We start from the raw sequence: 18,597 nt of genomic DNA, 5'->3' as shown, positions 1-18,597 counted from the left end.
ACATGACTTTTGAAATTGCTATAATCGGAAATCCAAATGTTGGTAAAACCTCTATATTTAACATTATAACTGGAAGTAGACAATATATTGCAAATTGGCCTGGAGTAACTGTTGAAAAAAAAGTTGGTTCATTTAAATATAAAAATCATCATTTTAAACTTGTAGATTTACCTGGAATCTATACTTTATCTGCTCAAAGCGATGATGAAAAGGTTGCAAGAGATTATTTGATAAATGAATCTCCAGATGCAGTTGTCGTCGTTGCTGACTCTCTTAATTTAGAAAGATCTATGTATCTTTTAATACAAATTTTAGAAATGAATCTTCCTGTAATTTTAGCAATTAATTCTATTGATGAAGCATATTCAAAAGGCAAAGTTATAAATCCCTCTTTTATTGAAAAAACTCTAAATATACCTGTTGTTTTAACCTCTGCAAAAAAAAATATTGGGATAGATCAACTATTAGAAGCCATTCATAAAACAGCAGAAAATAAAAATATTCCACTAAAAAAATTTGCATATACAAATTCAATAAATTCTTTTATAAATTTTTTTTCGAAAGAATTAGAAAAATTTGATTTTTTAAAATCATATGACAAAAGGTGGCTATCAATATATTATTTAGAATTTGGAAATAAAAATTTATATTATCCGGAAGAATTGATTAAGGAAATAAATTCAAAGTTTGATATTAATAAATTAAAATCTGAATATATGGATTGGAAATTTAAGTTTATTTCAACTGTTATAAAAAGTTCTGTGATTGAACAAGGTAGAAACTGGGCAATGAGAGATATTCTTGACCATGTAATGACACATAAAATATTAGGACTATTAATATATATCGTTGCTTTATATTTTGTTTTTTCGTTAACCTTTAATATTGCCAGCCCTCTTTCAGATTTGATTGATATATTATTTAGCAATTTAGGAAATTCAATAAATGGAAAAATTCCTATACCATGGTTAAATTCATTAATTGTTGATGGAATAATAGGGGGAGTAGGTGGCGTTTTAATTTTTGTTCCTCAATTATTTGTATTATTCTTTTTTATGGGTTTTTTAGAAGAATCAGGGTATTTACCCAGAGCAGCTTTTTTAGTTGATAAATTAGTTAGAAAATTTGGTCTCAGTGGTCGTTCTTTCATGTCTATTATACTTGGGTTTGGATGTAGTGTTCCTGCAATAATGTCAACAAAAACTATAGCCAATAAAAAGGAAAGAATGGCTTTAATATTAAGTATACCTTTTGCCTCCTGTTCTGCAAGATTACCTGTTTATATATTATTAATAAGTGCCTTTTTTGAAAAAAACGCTGCTACTATATTACTTTTCGTATACATATCAAGTATAATTTTAGTATTATTATCTGCAAAGATACTTCAAATATTTTTCATAAAAGGAGAAGATGTTCCCTTTACAATAGAGTTACCAAGGTTTAGAATGCCTACTTTTAGAAATTTAATCTTATATTCCTGGAATAGAGGAAAGCATTTCTTAGAGAAGGCTGGAGGGATTATATTAATAGCAACTATTTTTATATGGCTTTTATCTTATTTTCCAAACAATAATGATATTGCAAATTCTTATGCTGCTTATCTGGGAAAATTTTTTGAACCCATAACTCAAAATCTTGGATGGAATTGGCAAACAAATATTTCTTTGATTTTTGGAGCAGTTGCAAAGGAAGTTGTAGCTTCTTCTTATATGACTATTTTAAATGTTGGTGAAGAGGGTATGAATTATGCATTGCAAACAATATTATCTCCTCAGTCAGCATTAGCTCTAATTTTCTTTGTTTTAGCTTACATTCCATGTTTTGCTACATTAAGTGTAATAAAACAAGAAACTAATGGTTGGAAATGGGTTTTCTTTGAATTAATTTATACATTAATTGTAGCTTATATAATAGCCAATATAGTTTATGTGATAGGAGGAATATTCCTATGAAAAATAAAAAAAATAATTTTAAGAAAAATATTTTAATTTTTATTGGAATTTTATCCATATTTATGGCTATAATTAATTTTAAATATGATAATTTCATATTTGTATCTTATATCATAGTATCACTTATTGCTTTTATTGGATTATGGGAGGATATAAAAAACGTCTGGTATCATTTCTCTGCTCATATTATAGTTAGTGGAATTATATCCTTGTTAATTGGTACATATGAACTATTAAAATATATTTTTGGATGGCTTGCAGTTTATACGAGCGGTAATGATATCCCTGATTTTAAAATTTCAATATACTTATTCTCCTTTTTAATGCTATATGTACTTTACAAAGAAACTAATTTTTTAAAAAAAGAAGGGTATAATAAATAATTTATTAATATAAAAATGGCTGATAATTCAGCCATTTTTATATTTAAACACTTTTTATAAACACTTTTTAATATTCAAATATTTTCATAGATACAACAGAATTATTTTTTAATAAGAATATAACATCACCTGTTGAATCTAATAACGTATAAATTATATCTTTTCCAATATTAAATTTTGAAACTTTATTTAAATTTATACTATTCCATACTTCTATTTCTCCATTTTTTCCTGATACTATAAAATAATTTTTCAATAAAGATGGTAAAATACTATATACACCTTCAAATGATTGAAATGAGGTTAAAACATTTCCATTTTCGATATTTAAAATTGATATTTTCCCATTATATTGTGCTGCTACTAAATATTTATCATTTTTTAATAATAAAATATCTGTTATAGAATTATCAAATTTCATATTCCAAATTGTTTTTCCGTTAAATTTATCAATTTTTGAAATTTTTCCATTTTTCATAGATATATATATTGCTCTATCATTCACACTTACTCTCGTTATCTCATCATTCATATCAATCAATAATTTACTTTCAACCCCTGTAATTGTATATAATTTCCCGTTTTCGAGAGCTACATATAATATATTATTTTTTGATATTAAATATGTAATTTTACTTTTAAAATCAAACATATAATCAATTTTTTTAGTAATTAAATTATAAACATTCAATATCCCCTTTTCATCTCCTGAATACAGTAATTGACTTTCATCATCAAACGATAATGCTGTAACCTTTGAATCATGGTTATAATTACCAAAACCTTCATTATTTACTGCAGAAACTATCATCACCATTTTGTCATTTCCATAAGCTAATAAATTATATTTACTCAAAGCCAGAGATTTATTTATTACATTTGTTTTCAATTCCCAATTTTTCATTGGAGTACTTACAATACTTTCTTTTTCTTTATTAGAATTAACTAATATAATATCTATTTTACCAATATTTTCTGGATTTAAAGATATTTTTCTATTCTCACGTTCATAATTTCCATATAAAATCTCGTCTTTAGAAACGACAAGCATTATTTTTTCATCAGGTATTTTAGCATATGTTAAAACGGAACTTTTTGATATTTTATGTTCTCCAAATATACTTGTAACATTTAAGTTTTCTTCGTCACTACCAGTAATATCTCCAAAAAATTTCATTCCATTTTTTAATATAAAATATGTATATTTAGTAGTCGGAGTCTTCATACCACCAGAAAAGCCAAAAATTGATGAATTAAACAAACTTAATGTACCATACCCTAAATCAAAGAAATAATAGTCATTAACCTTTTTCAAAAAATTTACATATTTAAATTCATAACCATTATATAATTTTAGAATATATGGTTCTTTAAAATCATACTTTGGATATGAAATGCTTTTTATTACACTCAAATCCAATACACCCTGCCCCAAAATAGGTATATTTAAAAACAATTGATTTTCTTTTGCTTCAAAAATATTACCTTTTATTTCTGTATAATCATCACCTAATGTTATATCAAAATTTTGAGGTTGTTTTTCTCTAAACCATTTTATATCTGGAACTTCAGAATTGGCAAAATTAACAAACTTCAATTTAGAAACATCATTTAATATAAATTCACCTATATTCATCTGAATGTTTGCAGTTGTTGATGCATATGATGTCAGTTTACCAGAAAAGACTTTATCATCTATAATAATTCCATAATCAGCTGTGGTTTTTTCATCAAAAGATATATACAATACATTACTTTCCTGAACTGTATATATTTGATTAAAAAGTTTTACCTTGATATTTCCATCTTTTATTTCTAAAACCTCTACTTTAACAGTATTACCATCAACAGATTTCATTAACGCAGCAAACGAAAAAGAATAGAAAAAAATAATAAACAGTAAAGAAATTACGACTTTTTTCATAAACCTCCTCCTCTCATTTTTATCTCAATATTTTTATATTACTTTTATTATATAATACCCTATTATTATAGAAAAAATCTGTAAGATTAATGCATTTTCAAGATAATTAAGCTTAACCAATATTGGTTTTGTCTTTATTCTTGAAAGAATTAATGCTGTTACAAATGCCGATATTGAAATACTCATATCTTTTAAACTAAAATGTAATGATAAAAAATTAAGTATTGGCAGAGTTGTAATTAAAAGACTAAAATAATAGAACTTTTTAGTTAATTTTAATGAGGCTATTAATTTAATTGAATAAGAAGCTGTTATAAATGCCGAAATATACAATAAAGTTTTAAGCCCTCCTTGCAATTCAATACTTTCTTTAATAAAAAATGTATGCGCTGGAAAAATCCCGGATAATCCGAAAACACTAAGCATTGCCAATATCTTATTTGTATTGTAACCTTTTATATTTTTTAATAAATATATATCTCTACATTTTGTTTTCTCATAAATTCGACCAATATTATAAAAAGCTAAAGCCTTATACAACATTTGTAATATAAAAAATAAAATAAATAATTCTTTTTTTACAGCAATAATTATTATTGCTAATCCCATTTGAGAAATTGTGGAATAGGCCAATATTCTTTTCGAATCATTTTCAAAAAAGGCCAAAATTCCACCCAATATTAATGATATAAAACCATATATAAGGAAAATTCCTTTTGCTTCATTATAAAAACCTTCATATAAGGAAAAAGAATACAAAACATAGGTTCCAATAGGTGATATATAACCAGATAAAATTGCCGAAACCTCAGAAGATGATTCTGAATATACAATAGGAAGCCATGCTGATAAAAATAACATACCACTTTTTACCAATAAACCAGTAATAATAAAAGATACCGCTAACGGGTTAGGTTCTTTAGAAAATGCTATATGCAAATTTAAACTTCCAGTTTTCGCATAAATTAATCCTACTCCTAAAAGATAAAAGCTTAAACCAATATAGCTTAAAAACATGTATTTTAAACTTGCCCAAATTCTTTTTTCAGTCCTTCCAATTCCAATTAATAAAAATGAAGATATTGATATCAGCTCAAGATGAACATATGTATTAAAAAAATCCTCAGAAGTTAAAATTCCTATTAATGTTCCATTTATTATCAACCACAAAGCGGTAAAAATATTGTTATGTCTTCGTGCAGAACGCCAATAAATAATAAACATCATAATATTAAAAAAGAAGGCTACTACATACATTTCTTTTGGAAAATATATTTCTATTCCTTTTAATCGATTCCATCCACCTGGAAATATTCTTTCTTCTTTACCAAAAAAAGTTAAATATGTATTTAAGGTTAATAAAATTATATAAGTAATATATCCAATCTTCTTATGATGCTCTTTAAAAAGATAAGCTAAAATTCCCAAAGAAATAGGAAATATTATTAATAATATTGCCATTATTTTTCTAACTCCTCTTCAATTATATCTACATTATGAGTTTTGAAATTTTCTGCTAAAATCATTATATATACTAAAGATAGTGATATTGTTGCAAAGCCTATAACAATTACAGTTAACAAAAATGAGTGTATCAATGGATCAGCATTTTTAAGTATAATATTAGACATTATAATAGGAATATTTTCATCATATCCCAGAAAAATAAAGAATAATAAAACTCCTGATTGAAATATACTCAAAAAAAATAATTTCATTATTAAATCCTTTTTTATAATTATACCTAATAGTCCCAAAAACAAAACTATATAAGCATATATAAAATATATCCTCATTAAAGCAACCCCCTGTGCTTTATAAATTGATAAAGAATGGTCCATGAACCTCCAAAAACTTCAAAAGCTATAAACGAATTCAGCATAATGGCACTTCCACCACTAAAAATACTACCTGGTTGAAATTTTGGAAAAAAATTGATAAAATACTCTCCGAAAAATATTTTTCCTACCACTCCATACACTATTATAAATAAAGGCATTAAAACTTTGATTTCTTCTATTTTTGATTTTTCAAATATATCTTCTATATCTTCATATTTTTTTATAAGTGTCAAAGAAAGGACTCCCGTTCCAAGTATAATCCCAGAATTAAAACCACCACCAGGATATAAATGTCCTGTTAATGTATTATAAAACCCCAATAATAGAGTAATTGGAAACATCACTGGAGCAAATACCTTTAAAACAACAGATGGTTCAGAAAATTGCGTTTTAGCCGGTTGAAAAAATTTCATAAAATAAGATATTCCAATTATTGTTACTGTAAAAACTAAAATTTCAAAAAAAGTATCATAAAATCTATAATCTAATACAATAGCAGATACCATGTTTAAAGATCCATTTTCTGATAAAATATTAATATTATAGTTAGGATTTTTTACAAATTCTCTCGGCGTCTCTTCATATAAAATAAAAAAAAGAATTAATATTGCTATTAATGAAATTATTATTTTTTTCATCCTATATTCCTCCGGATTATAGTTTCATATTCTTTCGATTTCAAAAAGGTTTTTAAAAATCTGTTAAAATCATCTCTTAAAGCTTTATTATTTTTAGAAAAAATCAACACATACCCTGTACTTATAAATTCTTCCGTTTTCAAATAAGAATTGTTTCTAAAATATTCTTTCAAACGTAAATAATCTATAATTTTCTGCTTCTTTGTCCTATTTAAAATAACACATTCAAACTCTTTATCTATTACACCATCATATTTAAATAATTTTGTTGGTAAATATTCTTTAGAATATAAAAAATCACCATTTTTTTTATTTTCAATTATTATCCCCCCAACAATAATATCAAATTCGTCTTTATAAATATAATAATTAATCTTTTCCTTTTCTATTGGTATATAATCAATTTCAAAAAAAGAGTTTTCCGAAAAAATATCCAATAATTCTTTTTCAAAACCTTTTAATTTTTTACCCTGCTTTTCAAATAAATACGGTATTTCAATATAACCAACTTTTATTTTTGATCTTGTTTTTACAGCAATAATATAAACAAAAATTATAAATGCCGATCCTATCGTCATTTGAACCGCTGCGACATCTGGTGCATTAAAAATAAAAAATATTCCTGATAATATTGTTCCAAAAGCTGCATATATTAAAATAGCATTAATATATCTTTTTACAAAAAACATCAGAATTGTTAATATTACTGCAGAAATCAAGAAAATACTTTCTATAATTTCACTCATTGTCTTTCACCCTTATTTTATTATATGCTGCACTATGAGCAATTGCATGTGATAAAACCGGCCCTATTAATAAAACCAATAATCCTATTATAATAAATCTGAATATCTCATTTTGTGTTTTTAATGCCAATCCAATTAAAACAGTAAATGTACCTACAGTATCAGCTATACCGCCAAATTGTATTCTGGTATATAAATCCTTTTGGGTTAACATACCTATACTTCCTAAAAATATCAAAATTCCACCTAAAACAAGAAGAGTGTTAGCAAACATCACTTTCTCCCTCTTTCTAAAAAACGAGAAATAATAACTACTCCCCATAAGTTTAAAACTAAAAAAATTATAATAATATCTATCATAACAAAAAAACCTTTATTTATAGCATATATTAAAGAAATAATAGAAATTTTTGAAGACATAGAAGAAAATGCCAAAACTCGGTCCCAGGCAGTAGGACCGAGAATTAATTTAACAATCATTAAAACCAGGGATACAATTACCAATAAATCCAATATTAAATATATCAAAATAATTCACCCTTCCAAACATCCTCATAAGAATGTGCCTCTACTGGAGTTTCATCAAATTTATGTATAATAAGTTGATTATTTTCTTCTAAAATAAACATAGTTCCTGGTGTCAATGTAATACAATTTGCTATTGCGGCTTTTTCTGAATCAGTCTTATTTTCAACATTAATCGGAACTAATCCACAATAACTTTTTTTGACTAAATATTTTAAAGATTTAAAGGTCATCTTATACATATCTAAAATTCTACCTATCGCAGAAATAAAAAGTTCAACAAAACCATAAATTTCAGATTTTAAAAAAAATTCTGAAATTTTTACTACTAAAATTGATATTATTATCCCTAAAAAAATTGTCATATCATTTAATACTCCTATAAAACCTAACCATAAAAACATAATAAACAAGTATATCATTTATAACTCTCCATCAAAATTTTTATAGTTTCTATAACTTCTTTTTCCAATTTTTCAAGGTCATGTGTTTCTTTACTAAATCCTGCAGCTCTTGGATGACCTCCACCGCCAAAATGCACCGCTACTTTTGAAACATCAAACCAATTTTTCGACCTCATACTTACGTGATAAACATTCTTTTCTGCTTCTAAAAATGTAACGGCAACTTCAACACCTTTAATCGCTCTTAATTCTCCAACAAATGAAGGGGCATCTTTAGGCAAAATATTGTATTTACTCAACATATCAAGAGTAATATGAGAATACACAATTGTATTATCTTTTTCTAATTTCATAACGTCAAGAAAATCTTTATATAATTTTAAATTTTCCAATGGTTTATTTTCTAAAATCATATTGCTTATTAACCCAATATCTCCACCTTTTCCAACAAGCCAGGCAACATCTTCAAACACTGTTGCATCAGTATTGGAATATCTAAAAAAGCCAGTATCAGTTGCAATTCCTAAAAGATTAACCGTAGATATATCCTTATCATATTCAATTTCTAACATCTTATTTAATCTTAAAATCATTTGAGCAGTTGCTCCATAAGTATCGACCCAATTTATATTTCCAAAATATGTATTAGTTGCATGATGGTCTATAACTATACTTCTAGCATATTTAAAATGCTCATACACTCTGCCAATTCTATCCGGTGATGATGCATCAACAGAAATTATTAATTCAGCTGGAAATTTATTAATACAATCATATGATTTTATTTTATCTTTTACAAAAGGAAATTCTTCAAGATAACCTGGAATATGGTCATCAATTACTGCTCGAACATTTTTATTTAACTTTTCCAATCCCATAGTTAAAGACAAAACAGAACTTATATCGTCTCCATCTGGCATAATATGACCAACAACTATAATATTTTTCACTTTATTTATTTCACCTATTATAGCTTCTATTGTTCTAATCATTCTATCACCTCAAAATGTTTTTATCGCTATTTTTACAACTTTTGCAAATTTATGTTTTATTCTTTCAGCAACCTCCATAACCTCTTTGTGATTAAGTGGCTGAGGCAATATACCTGCAGCCATATTAGTTACTGCTGAAAAAGCTACAGCTCTTATACCGCAATGATTAGCGGCTATTATTTCTGGCATTGTTGACATACCAACTAAATCTCCTTCAAATTTTTCCAGCATTTTAATTTCCGCAGGTGTTTCATACGAAGGCCCTAACATCCAACAATACGTACCTTCTTCAATCTTTATCCTCTTTTCCTCCGCTTTATACTTAATTTTCTTTAACCATTTTTTATCTATTGGTGATACCATTGAAGGAAATCTCGGACCAAATTCTTCAATATTTGGACCAATTAATGGATTTTTCATCGCAAAGTTAATAAAATCAATATTTGCTACTATATCTCCTGGATTTAATGTTCTATTTACTCCACCAGCTGCATTTGTTAAAATCAAACCATCTACTCCCAACTCTTTAAAAACATAAATTGGAAATATTAATTTCTTTAAACTATGTCCCTCATATGCATGAAATCTCCCTTTTAAAGCAACAACTGGTTTCCCTTCCAACATACCAATAACCATTTGCCCGGCATGTCCAACAACAGTGGATCGTGGAAAATATGGAATATTTTTGTAATCAATAACAATCGGATCTTCTATCTCATCCGCTATATATCCAAGACCAGACCCTAAAATAAGACCTAATAACGGTTTAATATCCGTTTTAGAATTAATATATTCTGCCGCCTCTTTAATTTTAGCATACATTTAAATTCCTCCTTTGCACATTTCTCTTTACTTAGATTTTATCACAAAATTATCTTAAATTTACTATTTTAAAAATTATCTGATATAATTAATACATGAAAAAGATTTCGAGGAGGTGAAAAATATGATAAAAGAGAAAAAAATAATAGAATTTATAAATGAATTAGATTCCAAAACTCCAACTCCAGGAGGCGGTGCTTTAGCTGCAGTATGTGGTGCTTTAGCTTCTTCACTTGGAGGAATGGTTTCAAGATATTCCATTAAGAAAAAAGGTTTAGAAGATTATGAAAAAATTATTGAAGAAGCATTAGAAAATTTCCTTATATGCAAAGAAAGGCTATTAGAATTAGCAGATGACGATGTAAAAGCATATCAAAATTTTAAAAATGCCGTCAAAAGCAAAAATAAAGATGACATAGCAAATGCAACTAAACATAGTATAGAAACTGCATATAATATTGCAAAATGCGCTTATACAATACTTAACAATGCATATAATATTGCAAAATATGGAAATCAAAATTTATTATCGGATGCTATTATAACTGGATATTATGCATGGGCTACTATGCAATCCGGATTAACACTTGTAAAAGATAATTTGAATTATTTAAAAGATAATGATTATAAAGAATCTTTTAAAGAAGAAATTAAAGAATTTATTGTTGAAACAGATAATTTAATAAGTAAAATAAGAAATTTAAGTGAAGAAAAAAATCATAATTACAGGAGGATATTTAATGTTTGAAGATAGCCCTTTAAAATATGAACTATTGCATAAAGATAAAAATTCAAATGCTAGGAGAGGAAGAATATATACAAAAAACGGAATAATTGAAACACCAGTTTTTATGCCAGTAGGAACTAACGGAACAGTAAAAACATTAAAGAATTCTGATTTAAAAGATATAGAAGCAGAAATTATTCTTGGAAATGCATTTCATTTATTTTTAAGGCCAGGATTAGATGTTCTAAGAAATGTTGGAGGCCTTCATAATTTCATGAATTGGGATAGACCAATATTAACTGATAGTGGGGGATTTCAGGTTTTTTCTTTAAAAGACAGAAAAATTTCTGATAAAGGAGTTTTATTCAGATCTCCACTTGATGGTTCAAAGATAATGATGACACCAGAACTTTCAATGGAAATTCAAATGACAATTGGTTCAAATATTGCTATGGCATTTGATGAGTGTGTTGAGGCAGGAGCAGAAAGAAAATATGTTGAAGAATCTGTTGATAGAACTTTTGAATGGGCAAAACGCTCATTTCAAGCTCACACAAAAAAAGATCAAGCATTATTTGGAATTGTCCAAGGAGGATTCCATGAAGATTTAAGAGAGAAAAGTATAAAACAAATTACCTCTTTGGATTTTGATGGATTCGCATTAGGAGGATTATCTGTAGGAGAACACTATTCTGAAACAGAAAGGATTTTAAAACATTCTGGTCCAAAATTACCAGAAAATAAACCGAGATATATAATGGGAATTGGAACACCTTTAATAATATTAATGTCAGTTGAAAATGGTATGGATATGTTTGATTGTGTATTGCCAACAAGAATGGGAAGACATGGAACTGCAATGACTTGGGAAGGAAAAGTGAACTTAAAAGCTGGAAAATGGAAATATTCAACAGATCCAATTGATAATAAGTGTGATTGTTATGCTTGCCAAAATCACACACGAGGATATATTCATCACTTAATTAGAAAGGACGAAATACTAGGAAAGATTTTATTGAGTATACATAACTTAAGATTTTTAATTAATTTCGTGAAAGAAGTAAGAAAAGCCATAGAAGATGATAGGTTTATACAATTTAAAGAGGAATTTTTATCAAATCCAAATAATGTTTATTAATATTACGAAGCCCTTAAAGGGTTTCGTAATTAAGTTTTTTTTGTTTATTAAATTTTGAAATTTGAGAAATTATTTGATTATAAAAAATTTGCATATTTATATTTCTTCGCTCTTTTTGTAGGGAAATTTTTTTATATAAAATTATATAGAAAGAAGGATAGATATGAAATTTGCTATCGTTATAAATACTTATATAAGAGTAAATGAAAATCTTGTAGATAACTTTGATCATCCAACACCATTAAATGAATTTGAACAAAAAAATACATTGTATAAAACAATAAAAAGCATTAATAATTTAAATATAGATGAAAATGATGAATTAAATGTTTATATTTTTTCAATAGCAGCACATGAAAATACTTCTCACGATAATGAAATCAAAGAAAAAACAGAAAAAATATTAAAAAAATTGAAATTTAAATATTATTTATATACAAATACAGACATAAAAAAGTACAGAGAAAAATACAACTCAAATTTCTTTTCAACAAAAGGATATTCTGAAATAAGGAATCTTGGTTTTATATTCCCTACTATGAATAATGAAGATATTATTATACAAATAGATGATGATGAATTATTAAGAAAAAATTATATTATAAAAGCTAAAGAAATTTTGACAAAAAACCCTGATAAATATTTAATAACTGCTCCCTATGAAAAAAATGGAACAATAAGAATTTTAGGAAAAGATATTTTAAAAAGTTGGAGAAAAAATGAATCTATGGATAAAGATATTATTAGATTATCTAAAACTAATGATTTAAAAGAAGCTATATTTGGATTTGGTGGTAATATGATAATACGAAAAGAATTTGCTCAAAAAATGTTTTACCCTTTAGAAATACCTCGTGGAGAAGATTTTGCATTATTATTAGCATCACGATTAATATATGAAAATGGATATGAGTATGTTGGAATAAAGCCAAAAGATCCTATATTTAAAACATATTATAGCCCGGAAAAGGATATTACTATTATTCATGAACCACCATATGTTCCAAGTAAAAATTTTATTTTTTATGTTGAAAAAAATTTAAAAAGATTTATTTTAGAGTGGTTGATGATTAAGGGGCAGAATAAACTTGAATTTGAAGATTTGAAAAAATATTCGATATACCTATATGAAATGATAGGGTACGAAGATTTTAAGTCGAAAGTTAAAAAAATACTTTTGGAGTTAAAGTCTAAATATGATGTTACAATATTAGAAAAAAATATTTTTGATTATTTTGACGAACATTCTAAAATAAATAGATTCGAAGAGTATAAGAAAAAACAAAAAGAGTATATTGATCTATTACGCATATTATGAACCATTTTAAACCCTATTTAAAACAGTCTCTTGCAAAAAGCAAGAGACTGTTTTTGTTTATTCTATTATTCTTTTCCATTCTGAATCATCATCAAAAATTATTTCCCAGATTTTTCCTTTAACAAATCTAAGTAACTCTGCATCTTGAATTTCAATATCAACATTATAAAAATCAAAAGGCTTTATTTCAATATTTTTTTCTTCATATTTTAAATAACTTTTTCTATTAATTCTAACTGCTTTTCCTGAATAATCAATACCCCAATAACGCATTTTAAATTCTCTAATAGTTTTACTCGAAACATTTCTTAAAACAAAGTGTATGTACTTTTTTTCTTCTGTTTTAACAACCTTTGCACCTATAATCCTTAATGGTTCTTCTTCATTATCAAAAACCACTAAAGTTGCTATTTTGCTTTCACCTAAAATATTTCTATCAATATTCTTAGCAACAACTTTTAAATAATATATATATCCTTTTTTTTCTCCGGAAATCAATACGTCCTTATATTCTGTAATAAAAGTCATATCTGTTTGTATTTCTTCATTTTTAAATTCTAAATAATATAAAATTGATCCATCATAAGAAATATCAAAATTCCATCCTATCTTATGTTCGATATAATATGTATTAAAATTTTTAAAACTTATATTTTGAGAAAACGTTAATACAACAAAAAACAATACAAAAAAATTAAAAAATATTTTTTTCATATTATCCCCTCCATTATTATTATACTCTTTTTATAAAAAATAAAAAAGAAGCATTATGCTTCTTTTAATCCTACATATGTTATTATAGAATTTAAAAATAATACAATAAAAGATATTAAAAAAACAATTTCATACGAAAATTTATAAGCTATATAACCAGCAAGAATTGGCGTAAATATTTTTGAAAACAACTGAATACCATTGAAAAATCCCTCATATCTCCCAAAATTAATAGGTGCATATTCCTGTTTTAATGGTTCTTTAGATGAAATCCATAATATAAATCCTATTCCCAAAAAAACATGTGATATATAAAAAAACATCCAACCTTTAAATAATAATAGCAAATAAAATAAAGACATTATAAATGTACCAAAAATTAACGTATTTTCTACATTATACTTTATATACTTTTTCCATATAAACGAAGATACAACAGTCACTGAAAAAACAACTTCATATATTAACATTATTTTTGCATCACCATTCAGGTTCTCTTTCACATAATATGATATTATTAAATAACTCCCAAAACCAAAATTTGCAAAAAATATTATCTGATTTAACAAAACCGTGATATACTTTCTTAAATTTGGTTTGTGTATATGAACATGTTCTTTGTGTAAATCACTCCCGCTTTTAACATAAGGTAATAATTTCAAAATAGCTATCGCATATATTATATTTAAAATAGACACTGTTAAAAACACACTTTTATAAAATATTATAGAAGTCTCATCTGGTTTCATAAATAGTATTAATGGTATAAATAAAATTATTTTTACACTTTCTGAAATCAATGGTAACAAAAAATAAAAAGTATTTCTTTTATCCGGTGGAATAATAGCTCTTTCATACATGCTCACAAGTGGCCAAAAAATATCTATACTTCCTATTATAATCTGAGCTATTAAATATGTATAGGGGTTATATGCAAAAGATAACAATGCACTTCCAAAGGCAAATAATAGTCTTCCAAAAGCTAATCCATAATTTGGAGATTTCTTCTCAAAATAATGCCCTAATATAAAAGTTAATATGGCTTGAACTCCATACACTATAGAAAATATTAAACTAGTTTCATATATATTTAATCCAATTTTATTAGCAAACATGGGTGAAATCAATATTATAATAAAGGAAAATGCCGGAATAGAATTAAAAATTAAATATCTTTTTAAACTTTTTTCCACATCAACACCTCACAATTCGAATTTATTTAGCTTTACGAATTATTATATATCATTTTTTTTAAAAAATCAATAAATTCAATTGTATTTCACATTATTTATGATATAATTTAATGGTGAACAATTAACATAATAAATAAAATTTTTGAAGGAGGGGATTTTATGGATAACAACATTGTATTATGGACTGGAGTGGGATTAGGAGTATTAGCTTTACTACTTGGAGGTATTTTTTTATATCACACTTTAACATATCCTTTTAAACCGCTTGATATTGATGGCGTAAAAATTGCAGAAATTCCTAAAGAGGCCGTTATTGAATTTAAAAAAGCCGGTAAAGGACCTGAATTAAAACAACTTAAAAAAGAAGGATTTCTTTTATATTTTGATGGGATTTCAGAAGGCGCCCCAGGTATGGGATCAGTCATGTATAATCAAGCAGAACAGGATGCACGAGAACAATTATCAAGATATTTAAATTCTGTTGTAACTGATTTTCAACAAAGAGCTCAGGGTGTATTACAAAATACAACTACAGGAACAGACAATAATAAGGTAATATCTGTAACTAATAATGTATTTAAAAATGTTAGTTCGAATTTTGCAAAAACTATTCAAACTGGCGCCGAAGTTGTTGCAAAATATTATGTGATGAAAGCAGGAAGAATAGAATATCATTCTGTGTTAATATATAATCCAAAAACCGCATTTTCATTATTACAACAGCAATCTTACTTAATCGAACAATTGGGAGAACAGGGAAAAGAATTTTATGAAAATCTAAATAAAGTTTTAGAAGAAGCATTTAAAAACACACCTGTAAAGTAATTAAAAAAACACCCTTGAAGGGTGTTTTTTTTAGTTTTTTTTAAATTTTTTTAATTAATTATTGCTAATAAAATTTAATTATTTGTCATAACCAACAAATATAAAATATGGTGATTTGGATTTTATTATTTTTTTGTTATAATATTTATGTAATCGATTACATACGAGGTGATAATATGAACATAAAAGACATAGCTTCTTTGGCTGGAGTTTCTGTAGCAACAGTTTCAAGAGTAATAAATAATTCTCAAAAAGTTAGAGAAGAAACAAAAATGAAGGTACTAAAAGTTATAAAAAAATATGGTTATGAACCAGATTACAGTGCAAAATCATTAAGAAAAAGATCATCAAATTTATTTGGCATATTAATGTTGAGAACAGAAATGCCAAAAAATGATTCATATACTAATCCTTTTTTAAATGGTATTTTAGAGTATTTTTTTCATAATAGTTTAAAATTAATTGTTGATTCTCATTCTGATAAACATTGTATTGATCAGTATAAAAAATTAATTAGAAGCAATTTAGTAGGTGGTTTTTTTATAACAGATTTAGAAGATGATGATGAAAGAGTTGAGTTTTTTAATTCAATTAAATTTCCTTTCGTTGTAATAGGACGCAACAATAAAAATAATTTTCATTTTGTTGATCCAGATAATGAATTAGGTGGATACTTAGGAATTAAACATTTAAAAGAAGTTGGATGCAAAAATATCTTATACATTAGCGGTAACTTAGGGCCAGCCGTAACTTATCAACGTTTAAACGGAGTATTAAAAGCGAAAAAAGACTTTGATGTGAATATCGATATAATATACGGTGATTTCAGCAGAAAATCTGGTTATGAAATAATAAAAAAAGCAAATTTTAAAAATTTTGATGGTATCTTTTGTGGTTCTGATTTAATGGCTTATGGTGTATATGATTATATGAATGAAAAAAAATATTATTTACCTTTAATCGGATTTGATGACTTACCATCATCAAAAATATTAAAAATTACTTCTATTAATCAAAATATATATAAAGTAGGATATAACGCAGCAAAAATGCTTCATGATTTATCTTTAAGAAAAGAAGTGAAAAGTATTATTATTCCTGTTGAAATATCAAAAAGGGAAAGTACACTAAGGTTCTTAAAATGAACTTTAGTTTATAAAAAAATGTAATCGATTTCATTACTTTAAAAGGAGGTTTTTTCATGAAAAAGGTATTATCTTTATTATTGGTATTTTTCATTGTATCATCGTTATTTGCAGTAACAACTATTAAAATTTCAGGATGGCCTGGAAATCCTGATGAAGAAGCAGCTATTAAGGCGGGGGTTAAAGAATTCAATTCAACACATAGCAATATCCAGGTAGTTTGGGAACCAATTCCTGGAAATTATTTGGAAACTTTAAAGACACGTTTATCTGCCGGAACTGCTCCTGATATTTTTTATGTTGATGTTTACTTTTTTCAAGAATTTGCTTCCAAAAACGTTTTATTACCGTTAGACTTATATATAAAAAAAGACAAGTTTGATTTAAATGATTATTTCTCTACATTAGTTGATGCATTTAAATTCAATAACAGAATTTATGGTATTGCAAAAGATTTCTCAACTTTAGCTCTATACTTTAACAAAGAAATTTTTGATAAATATGGGGTATCATATCCTACTAATAATGATACATGGTTTGATTTATTGGATAAAGCTTTACAGTTAAAAAGAAAAGGTTTTAAAACACCTTTAGTTTTAGCTGCAGATTTTAACAGAGTTATTCCTTTTATTTTAGGGGCTAATGGTAGATTGGTAGACGAAAATTTAAATACTACTCTAAATGAACCTTCTTCCAGATTTGGAATCAAGTTTTATATTGACCTTGTAACAAAGTACGGTGTTGCTTTTGAGCCACAAGCTGTTGGAGCAGGTTGGATTGGAGAAGCATTGGGAAAAGAAAAAGTTGCTATGGGAATGTCGGGACCATGGACATTGGGATTCTTAAAGGGATCTTACCCTGATGTATATAAAAAAATGGGTATTGTTGAAATGCCTTCATTAATAAAAAAATCAACTATGGTTTATACAGTTTCATGGTCTATAAATAAAGAATCAAAACATAAAAAAGAAGCATGGGAAGTACTAAAATTTCTGGTTACAAGAGGTCAAGAAATTTTTGTTGAAAAAGCTGGTGTTCTTGCATCCAGAAAAGATTTAGCTTCTAAAGATACAGACCCTATGAAAATACCTTTTTATAAAGGTGCAGAATATGCTCATCCATGGAGTGTTCCAACACCTACAGGGATTTTTTCTGTTGCTAATGATCAAATTAATTCTAGATTAAAAGATTTATTCTACAATAAAATAACATTAGATGAGGCTCTAAATCAGATTAAAAAGAATTATCCTCAATGGATTAGTGGTCAATGATTTAAAGGGGGATATCCCCCTTTAAATTTAAAGGATGGT

The 18,597-nt window shown here is 26.3% G+C and carries 20 protein-coding genes; 8 read left to right on the top strand and 12 right to left on the bottom strand.

The genetic code is table 11. The features are described 5' to 3' along the window. The first annotated feature begins 2 nt into the window (after positions 1-2). A complete protein-coding gene (gene feoB, locus X275_RS06990) occupies positions 3-1,952 on the top strand; it encodes a ferrous iron transport protein B (protein ID WP_047268149.1) in 1,950 nt (649 codons plus the stop codon). After that, complete coding sequence (locus X275_RS06985; RefSeq protein WP_047265313.1) at positions 1,949-2,335, top strand: hypothetical protein; 387 nt, start codon at positions 1,949-1,951, stop codon at positions 2,333-2,335. Before feoB ends, X275_RS06985 begins: the two co-directional genes overlap by 4 nt. A gap of 67 nt (positions 2,336-2,402) precedes the next feature. Here the strand turns inward: X275_RS06985 and X275_RS06980 are convergent, their stop codons facing one another. From X275_RS06980 to X275_RS06935, 10 genes are read right to left on the bottom strand one after another with little or no spacing between them, the layout of a single operon-like run. Continuing rightward, complete coding sequence (locus tag X275_RS06980) at positions 2,403-4,259, bottom strand: hypothetical protein (protein WP_047268148.1); 1,857 nt, start codon at positions 4,257-4,259, stop codon at positions 2,403-2,405. A 33-nt stretch (positions 4,260-4,292) separates the two neighbouring features. After that, entirely contained in the window at positions 4,293-5,720 is a 1,428-nt protein-coding gene (locus X275_RS06975) for a proton-conducting transporter transmembrane domain-containing protein (RefSeq protein ID WP_047268147.1), read from the bottom strand. After that, complete coding sequence (locus tag X275_RS06970) at positions 5,720-6,055, bottom strand: cation:proton antiporter subunit C (protein WP_047268146.1); 336 nt, start codon at positions 6,053-6,055, stop codon at positions 5,720-5,722. Before X275_RS06970 ends, X275_RS06975 begins: the two co-directional genes overlap by 1 nt. Then, positions 6,055-6,738 carry a hydrogen gas-evolving membrane-bound hydrogenase subunit E gene (mbhE, locus tag X275_RS06965; protein WP_047268145.1) on the bottom strand — a complete coding sequence of 228 codons (684 nt, stop codon included), beginning with the start codon at positions 6,736-6,738 and terminating at the stop codon, positions 6,055-6,057. Before mbhE ends, X275_RS06970 begins: the two co-directional genes overlap by 1 nt. After that, the gene (locus X275_RS06960) at positions 6,735-7,484 is read right to left on the bottom strand and encodes a hydrogenase subunit MbhD domain-containing protein (protein WP_047268144.1); all 750 of its coding nucleotides are present in this window, start codon (positions 7,482-7,484) and stop codon (positions 6,735-6,737) included. The genes mbhE and X275_RS06960 overlap by 4 nt, the downstream gene beginning before the upstream one ends. Continuing rightward, the gene (locus tag X275_RS06955) at positions 7,477-7,758 is read right to left on the bottom strand and encodes a monovalent cation/H(+) antiporter subunit G (RefSeq protein WP_047268143.1); all 282 of its coding nucleotides are present in this window, start codon (positions 7,756-7,758) and stop codon (positions 7,477-7,479) included. The genes X275_RS06960 and X275_RS06955 overlap by 8 nt, the downstream gene beginning before the upstream one ends. After that, positions 7,758-8,012 carry a monovalent cation/H+ antiporter complex subunit F gene (locus X275_RS06950; protein ID WP_047265306.1) on the bottom strand — a complete coding sequence of 85 codons (255 nt, stop codon included), beginning with the start codon at positions 8,010-8,012 and terminating at the stop codon, positions 7,758-7,760. The genes X275_RS06955 and X275_RS06950 overlap by 1 nt, the downstream gene beginning before the upstream one ends. Then, positions 8,009-8,431: a Na+/H+ antiporter subunit E gene (locus X275_RS06945; RefSeq protein ID WP_047268142.1), complete on the bottom strand. Its 423-nt coding sequence runs from the start codon at positions 8,429-8,431 to the stop codon at positions 8,009-8,011. The genes X275_RS06950 and X275_RS06945 overlap by 4 nt, the downstream gene beginning before the upstream one ends. Then, on the bottom strand, positions 8,428-9,405 hold the full coding sequence (locus X275_RS06940; protein WP_084825133.1) for a DHH family phosphoesterase: 978 nt from the start codon (positions 9,403-9,405) through the stop codon (positions 8,428-8,430). The genes X275_RS06945 and X275_RS06940 overlap by 4 nt, the downstream gene beginning before the upstream one ends. Before the next feature lie 9 nt (positions 9,406-9,414). After that, positions 9,415-10,227 (bottom strand): purine-nucleoside phosphorylase, encoded by an 813-nt coding sequence (locus X275_RS06935; protein ID WP_047268141.1) that lies wholly within the window; start codon positions 10,225-10,227, stop codon positions 9,415-9,417. 124 nt (positions 10,228-10,351) lie between these two features. On the opposite strand from X275_RS06935, the gene X275_RS06930 reads away from it, so the two are divergent. The 3 genes from X275_RS06930 to X275_RS06920 all read left to right on the top strand — a co-directional run bounded on the left by X275_RS06930 (position 10,352) and on the right by X275_RS06920 (position 13,410). Further along, on the top strand, positions 10,352-10,975 hold the full coding sequence (locus X275_RS06930) for a cyclodeaminase/cyclohydrolase family protein (RefSeq protein WP_047268140.1): 624 nt from the start codon (positions 10,352-10,354) through the stop codon (positions 10,973-10,975). Beyond that, the gene (gene tgt / locus X275_RS06925; RefSeq protein ID WP_047268139.1) at positions 10,968-12,092 is read left to right on the top strand and encodes a tRNA guanosine(34) transglycosylase Tgt; all 1,125 of its coding nucleotides are present in this window, start codon (positions 10,968-10,970) and stop codon (positions 12,090-12,092) included. The genes X275_RS06930 and tgt overlap by 8 nt, the downstream gene beginning before the upstream one ends. Positions 12,093-12,255: 163 nt before the next feature. After that, positions 12,256-13,410: a hypothetical protein gene (locus tag X275_RS06920; RefSeq protein ID WP_047268138.1), complete on the top strand. Its 1,155-nt coding sequence runs from the start codon at positions 12,256-12,258 to the stop codon at positions 13,408-13,410. 57 nt (positions 13,411-13,467) lie between these two features. Here X275_RS06920 and X275_RS06915 read toward each other — a convergent pair whose 3' ends face one another. Continuing rightward, positions 13,468-14,124: a hypothetical protein gene (locus X275_RS06915; RefSeq protein ID WP_047268137.1), complete on the bottom strand. Its 657-nt coding sequence runs from the start codon at positions 14,122-14,124 to the stop codon at positions 13,468-13,470. 53 nt (positions 14,125-14,177) lie between these two features. Beyond that, positions 14,178-15,317 carry an MFS transporter gene (locus X275_RS06910; protein WP_047268136.1) on the bottom strand — a complete coding sequence of 380 codons (1,140 nt, stop codon included), beginning with the start codon at positions 15,315-15,317 and terminating at the stop codon, positions 14,178-14,180. 159 nt (positions 15,318-15,476) lie between these two features. On the opposite strand from X275_RS06910, the gene X275_RS06905 reads away from it, so the two are divergent. The 3 genes from X275_RS06905 to X275_RS06895 all read left to right on the top strand — a co-directional run bounded on the left by X275_RS06905 (position 15,477) and on the right by X275_RS06895 (position 18,558). Then, positions 15,477-16,142, top strand: coding sequence for a hypothetical protein (locus X275_RS06905; protein WP_047268135.1), 666 nt, complete (start codon positions 15,477-15,479; stop codon positions 16,140-16,142). 176 nt (positions 16,143-16,318) lie between these two features. Then, positions 16,319-17,287 carry a LacI family DNA-binding transcriptional regulator gene (locus tag X275_RS06900; RefSeq protein WP_047265292.1) on the top strand — a complete coding sequence of 323 codons (969 nt, stop codon included), beginning with the start codon at positions 16,319-16,321 and terminating at the stop codon, positions 17,285-17,287. Positions 17,288-17,343: 56 nt separating this feature from the next. Next, on the top strand, positions 17,344-18,558 hold the full coding sequence (locus tag X275_RS06895) for an ABC transporter substrate-binding protein (protein ID WP_047265291.1): 1,215 nt from the start codon (positions 17,344-17,346) through the stop codon (positions 18,556-18,558). Positions 18,559-18,597 lie beyond the last annotated feature (39 nt).

This window comes from Marinitoga sp. 1197 (genome assembly GCF_001021165.1).
Lineage (GTDB): Bacteria > Thermotogota > Thermotogae > Petrotogales > Petrotogaceae > Marinitoga.
The sequence above is the reverse complement of the archived record's forward strand: the minus strand, read 5'-3'. Positions and strand labels throughout refer to the sequence as shown.

What these genes read in the sequence shown, in the direction of transcription:
- feoB (WP_047268149.1), top strand. Translation starts at nt 3, where the DNA reads ATGACTTTTGAAATTGCTATAATCGGAAATCCAAATGTTGGTAAAACC.
- X275_RS06985 (WP_047265313.1), top strand. Translation starts at nt 1,949, where the DNA reads ATGAAAAATAAAAAAAATAATTTTAAGAAAAATATTTTAATTTTTATT.
- X275_RS06980 (WP_047268148.1), bottom strand. Translation starts at nt 4,259, where the DNA reads ATGAAAAAAGTCGTAATTTCTTTACTGTTTATTATTTTTTTCTATTCT.
- X275_RS06975 (WP_047268147.1), bottom strand. Translation starts at nt 5,720, where the DNA reads ATGGCAATATTATTAATAATATTTCCTATTTCTTTGGGAATTTTAGCT.
- X275_RS06970 (WP_047268146.1), bottom strand. Translation starts at nt 6,055, where the DNA reads ATGAGGATATATTTTATATATGCTTATATAGTTTTGTTTTTGGGACTA.
- mbhE (WP_047268145.1), bottom strand. Translation starts at nt 6,738, where the DNA reads ATGAAAAAAATAATAATTTCATTAATAGCAATATTAATTCTTTTTTTT.
- X275_RS06960 (WP_047268144.1), bottom strand. Translation starts at nt 7,484, where the DNA reads ATGAGTGAAATTATAGAAAGTATTTTCTTGATTTCTGCAGTAATATTA.
- X275_RS06955 (WP_047268143.1), bottom strand. Translation starts at nt 7,758, where the DNA reads ATGTTTGCTAACACTCTTCTTGTTTTAGGTGGAATTTTGATATTTTTA.
- X275_RS06945 (WP_047268142.1), bottom strand. Translation starts at nt 8,431, where the DNA reads ATGATATACTTGTTTATTATGTTTTTATGGTTAGGTTTTATAGGAGTA.
- X275_RS06940 (WP_084825133.1), bottom strand. Translation starts at nt 9,405, where the DNA reads ATGATTAGAACAATAGAAGCTATAATAGGTGAAATAAATAAAGTGAAA.
- X275_RS06935 (WP_047268141.1), bottom strand. Translation starts at nt 10,227, where the DNA reads ATGTATGCTAAAATTAAAGAGGCGGCAGAATATATTAATTCTAAAACG.
- X275_RS06930 (WP_047268140.1), top strand. Translation starts at nt 10,352, where the DNA reads ATGATAAAAGAGAAAAAAATAATAGAATTTATAAATGAATTAGATTCC.
- tgt (WP_047268139.1), top strand. Translation starts at nt 10,968, where the DNA reads ATGTTTGAAGATAGCCCTTTAAAATATGAACTATTGCATAAAGATAAA.
- X275_RS06920 (WP_047268138.1), top strand. Translation starts at nt 12,256, where the DNA reads ATGAAATTTGCTATCGTTATAAATACTTATATAAGAGTAAATGAAAAT.
- X275_RS06915 (WP_047268137.1), bottom strand. Translation starts at nt 14,124, where the DNA reads ATGAAAAAAATATTTTTTAATTTTTTTGTATTGTTTTTTGTTGTATTA.
- X275_RS06905 (WP_047268135.1), top strand. Translation starts at nt 15,477, where the DNA reads ATGGATAACAACATTGTATTATGGACTGGAGTGGGATTAGGAGTATTA.
- X275_RS06900 (WP_047265292.1), top strand. Translation starts at nt 16,319, where the DNA reads ATGAACATAAAAGACATAGCTTCTTTGGCTGGAGTTTCTGTAGCAACA.
- X275_RS06895 (WP_047265291.1), top strand. Translation starts at nt 17,344, where the DNA reads ATGAAAAAGGTATTATCTTTATTATTGGTATTTTTCATTGTATCATCG.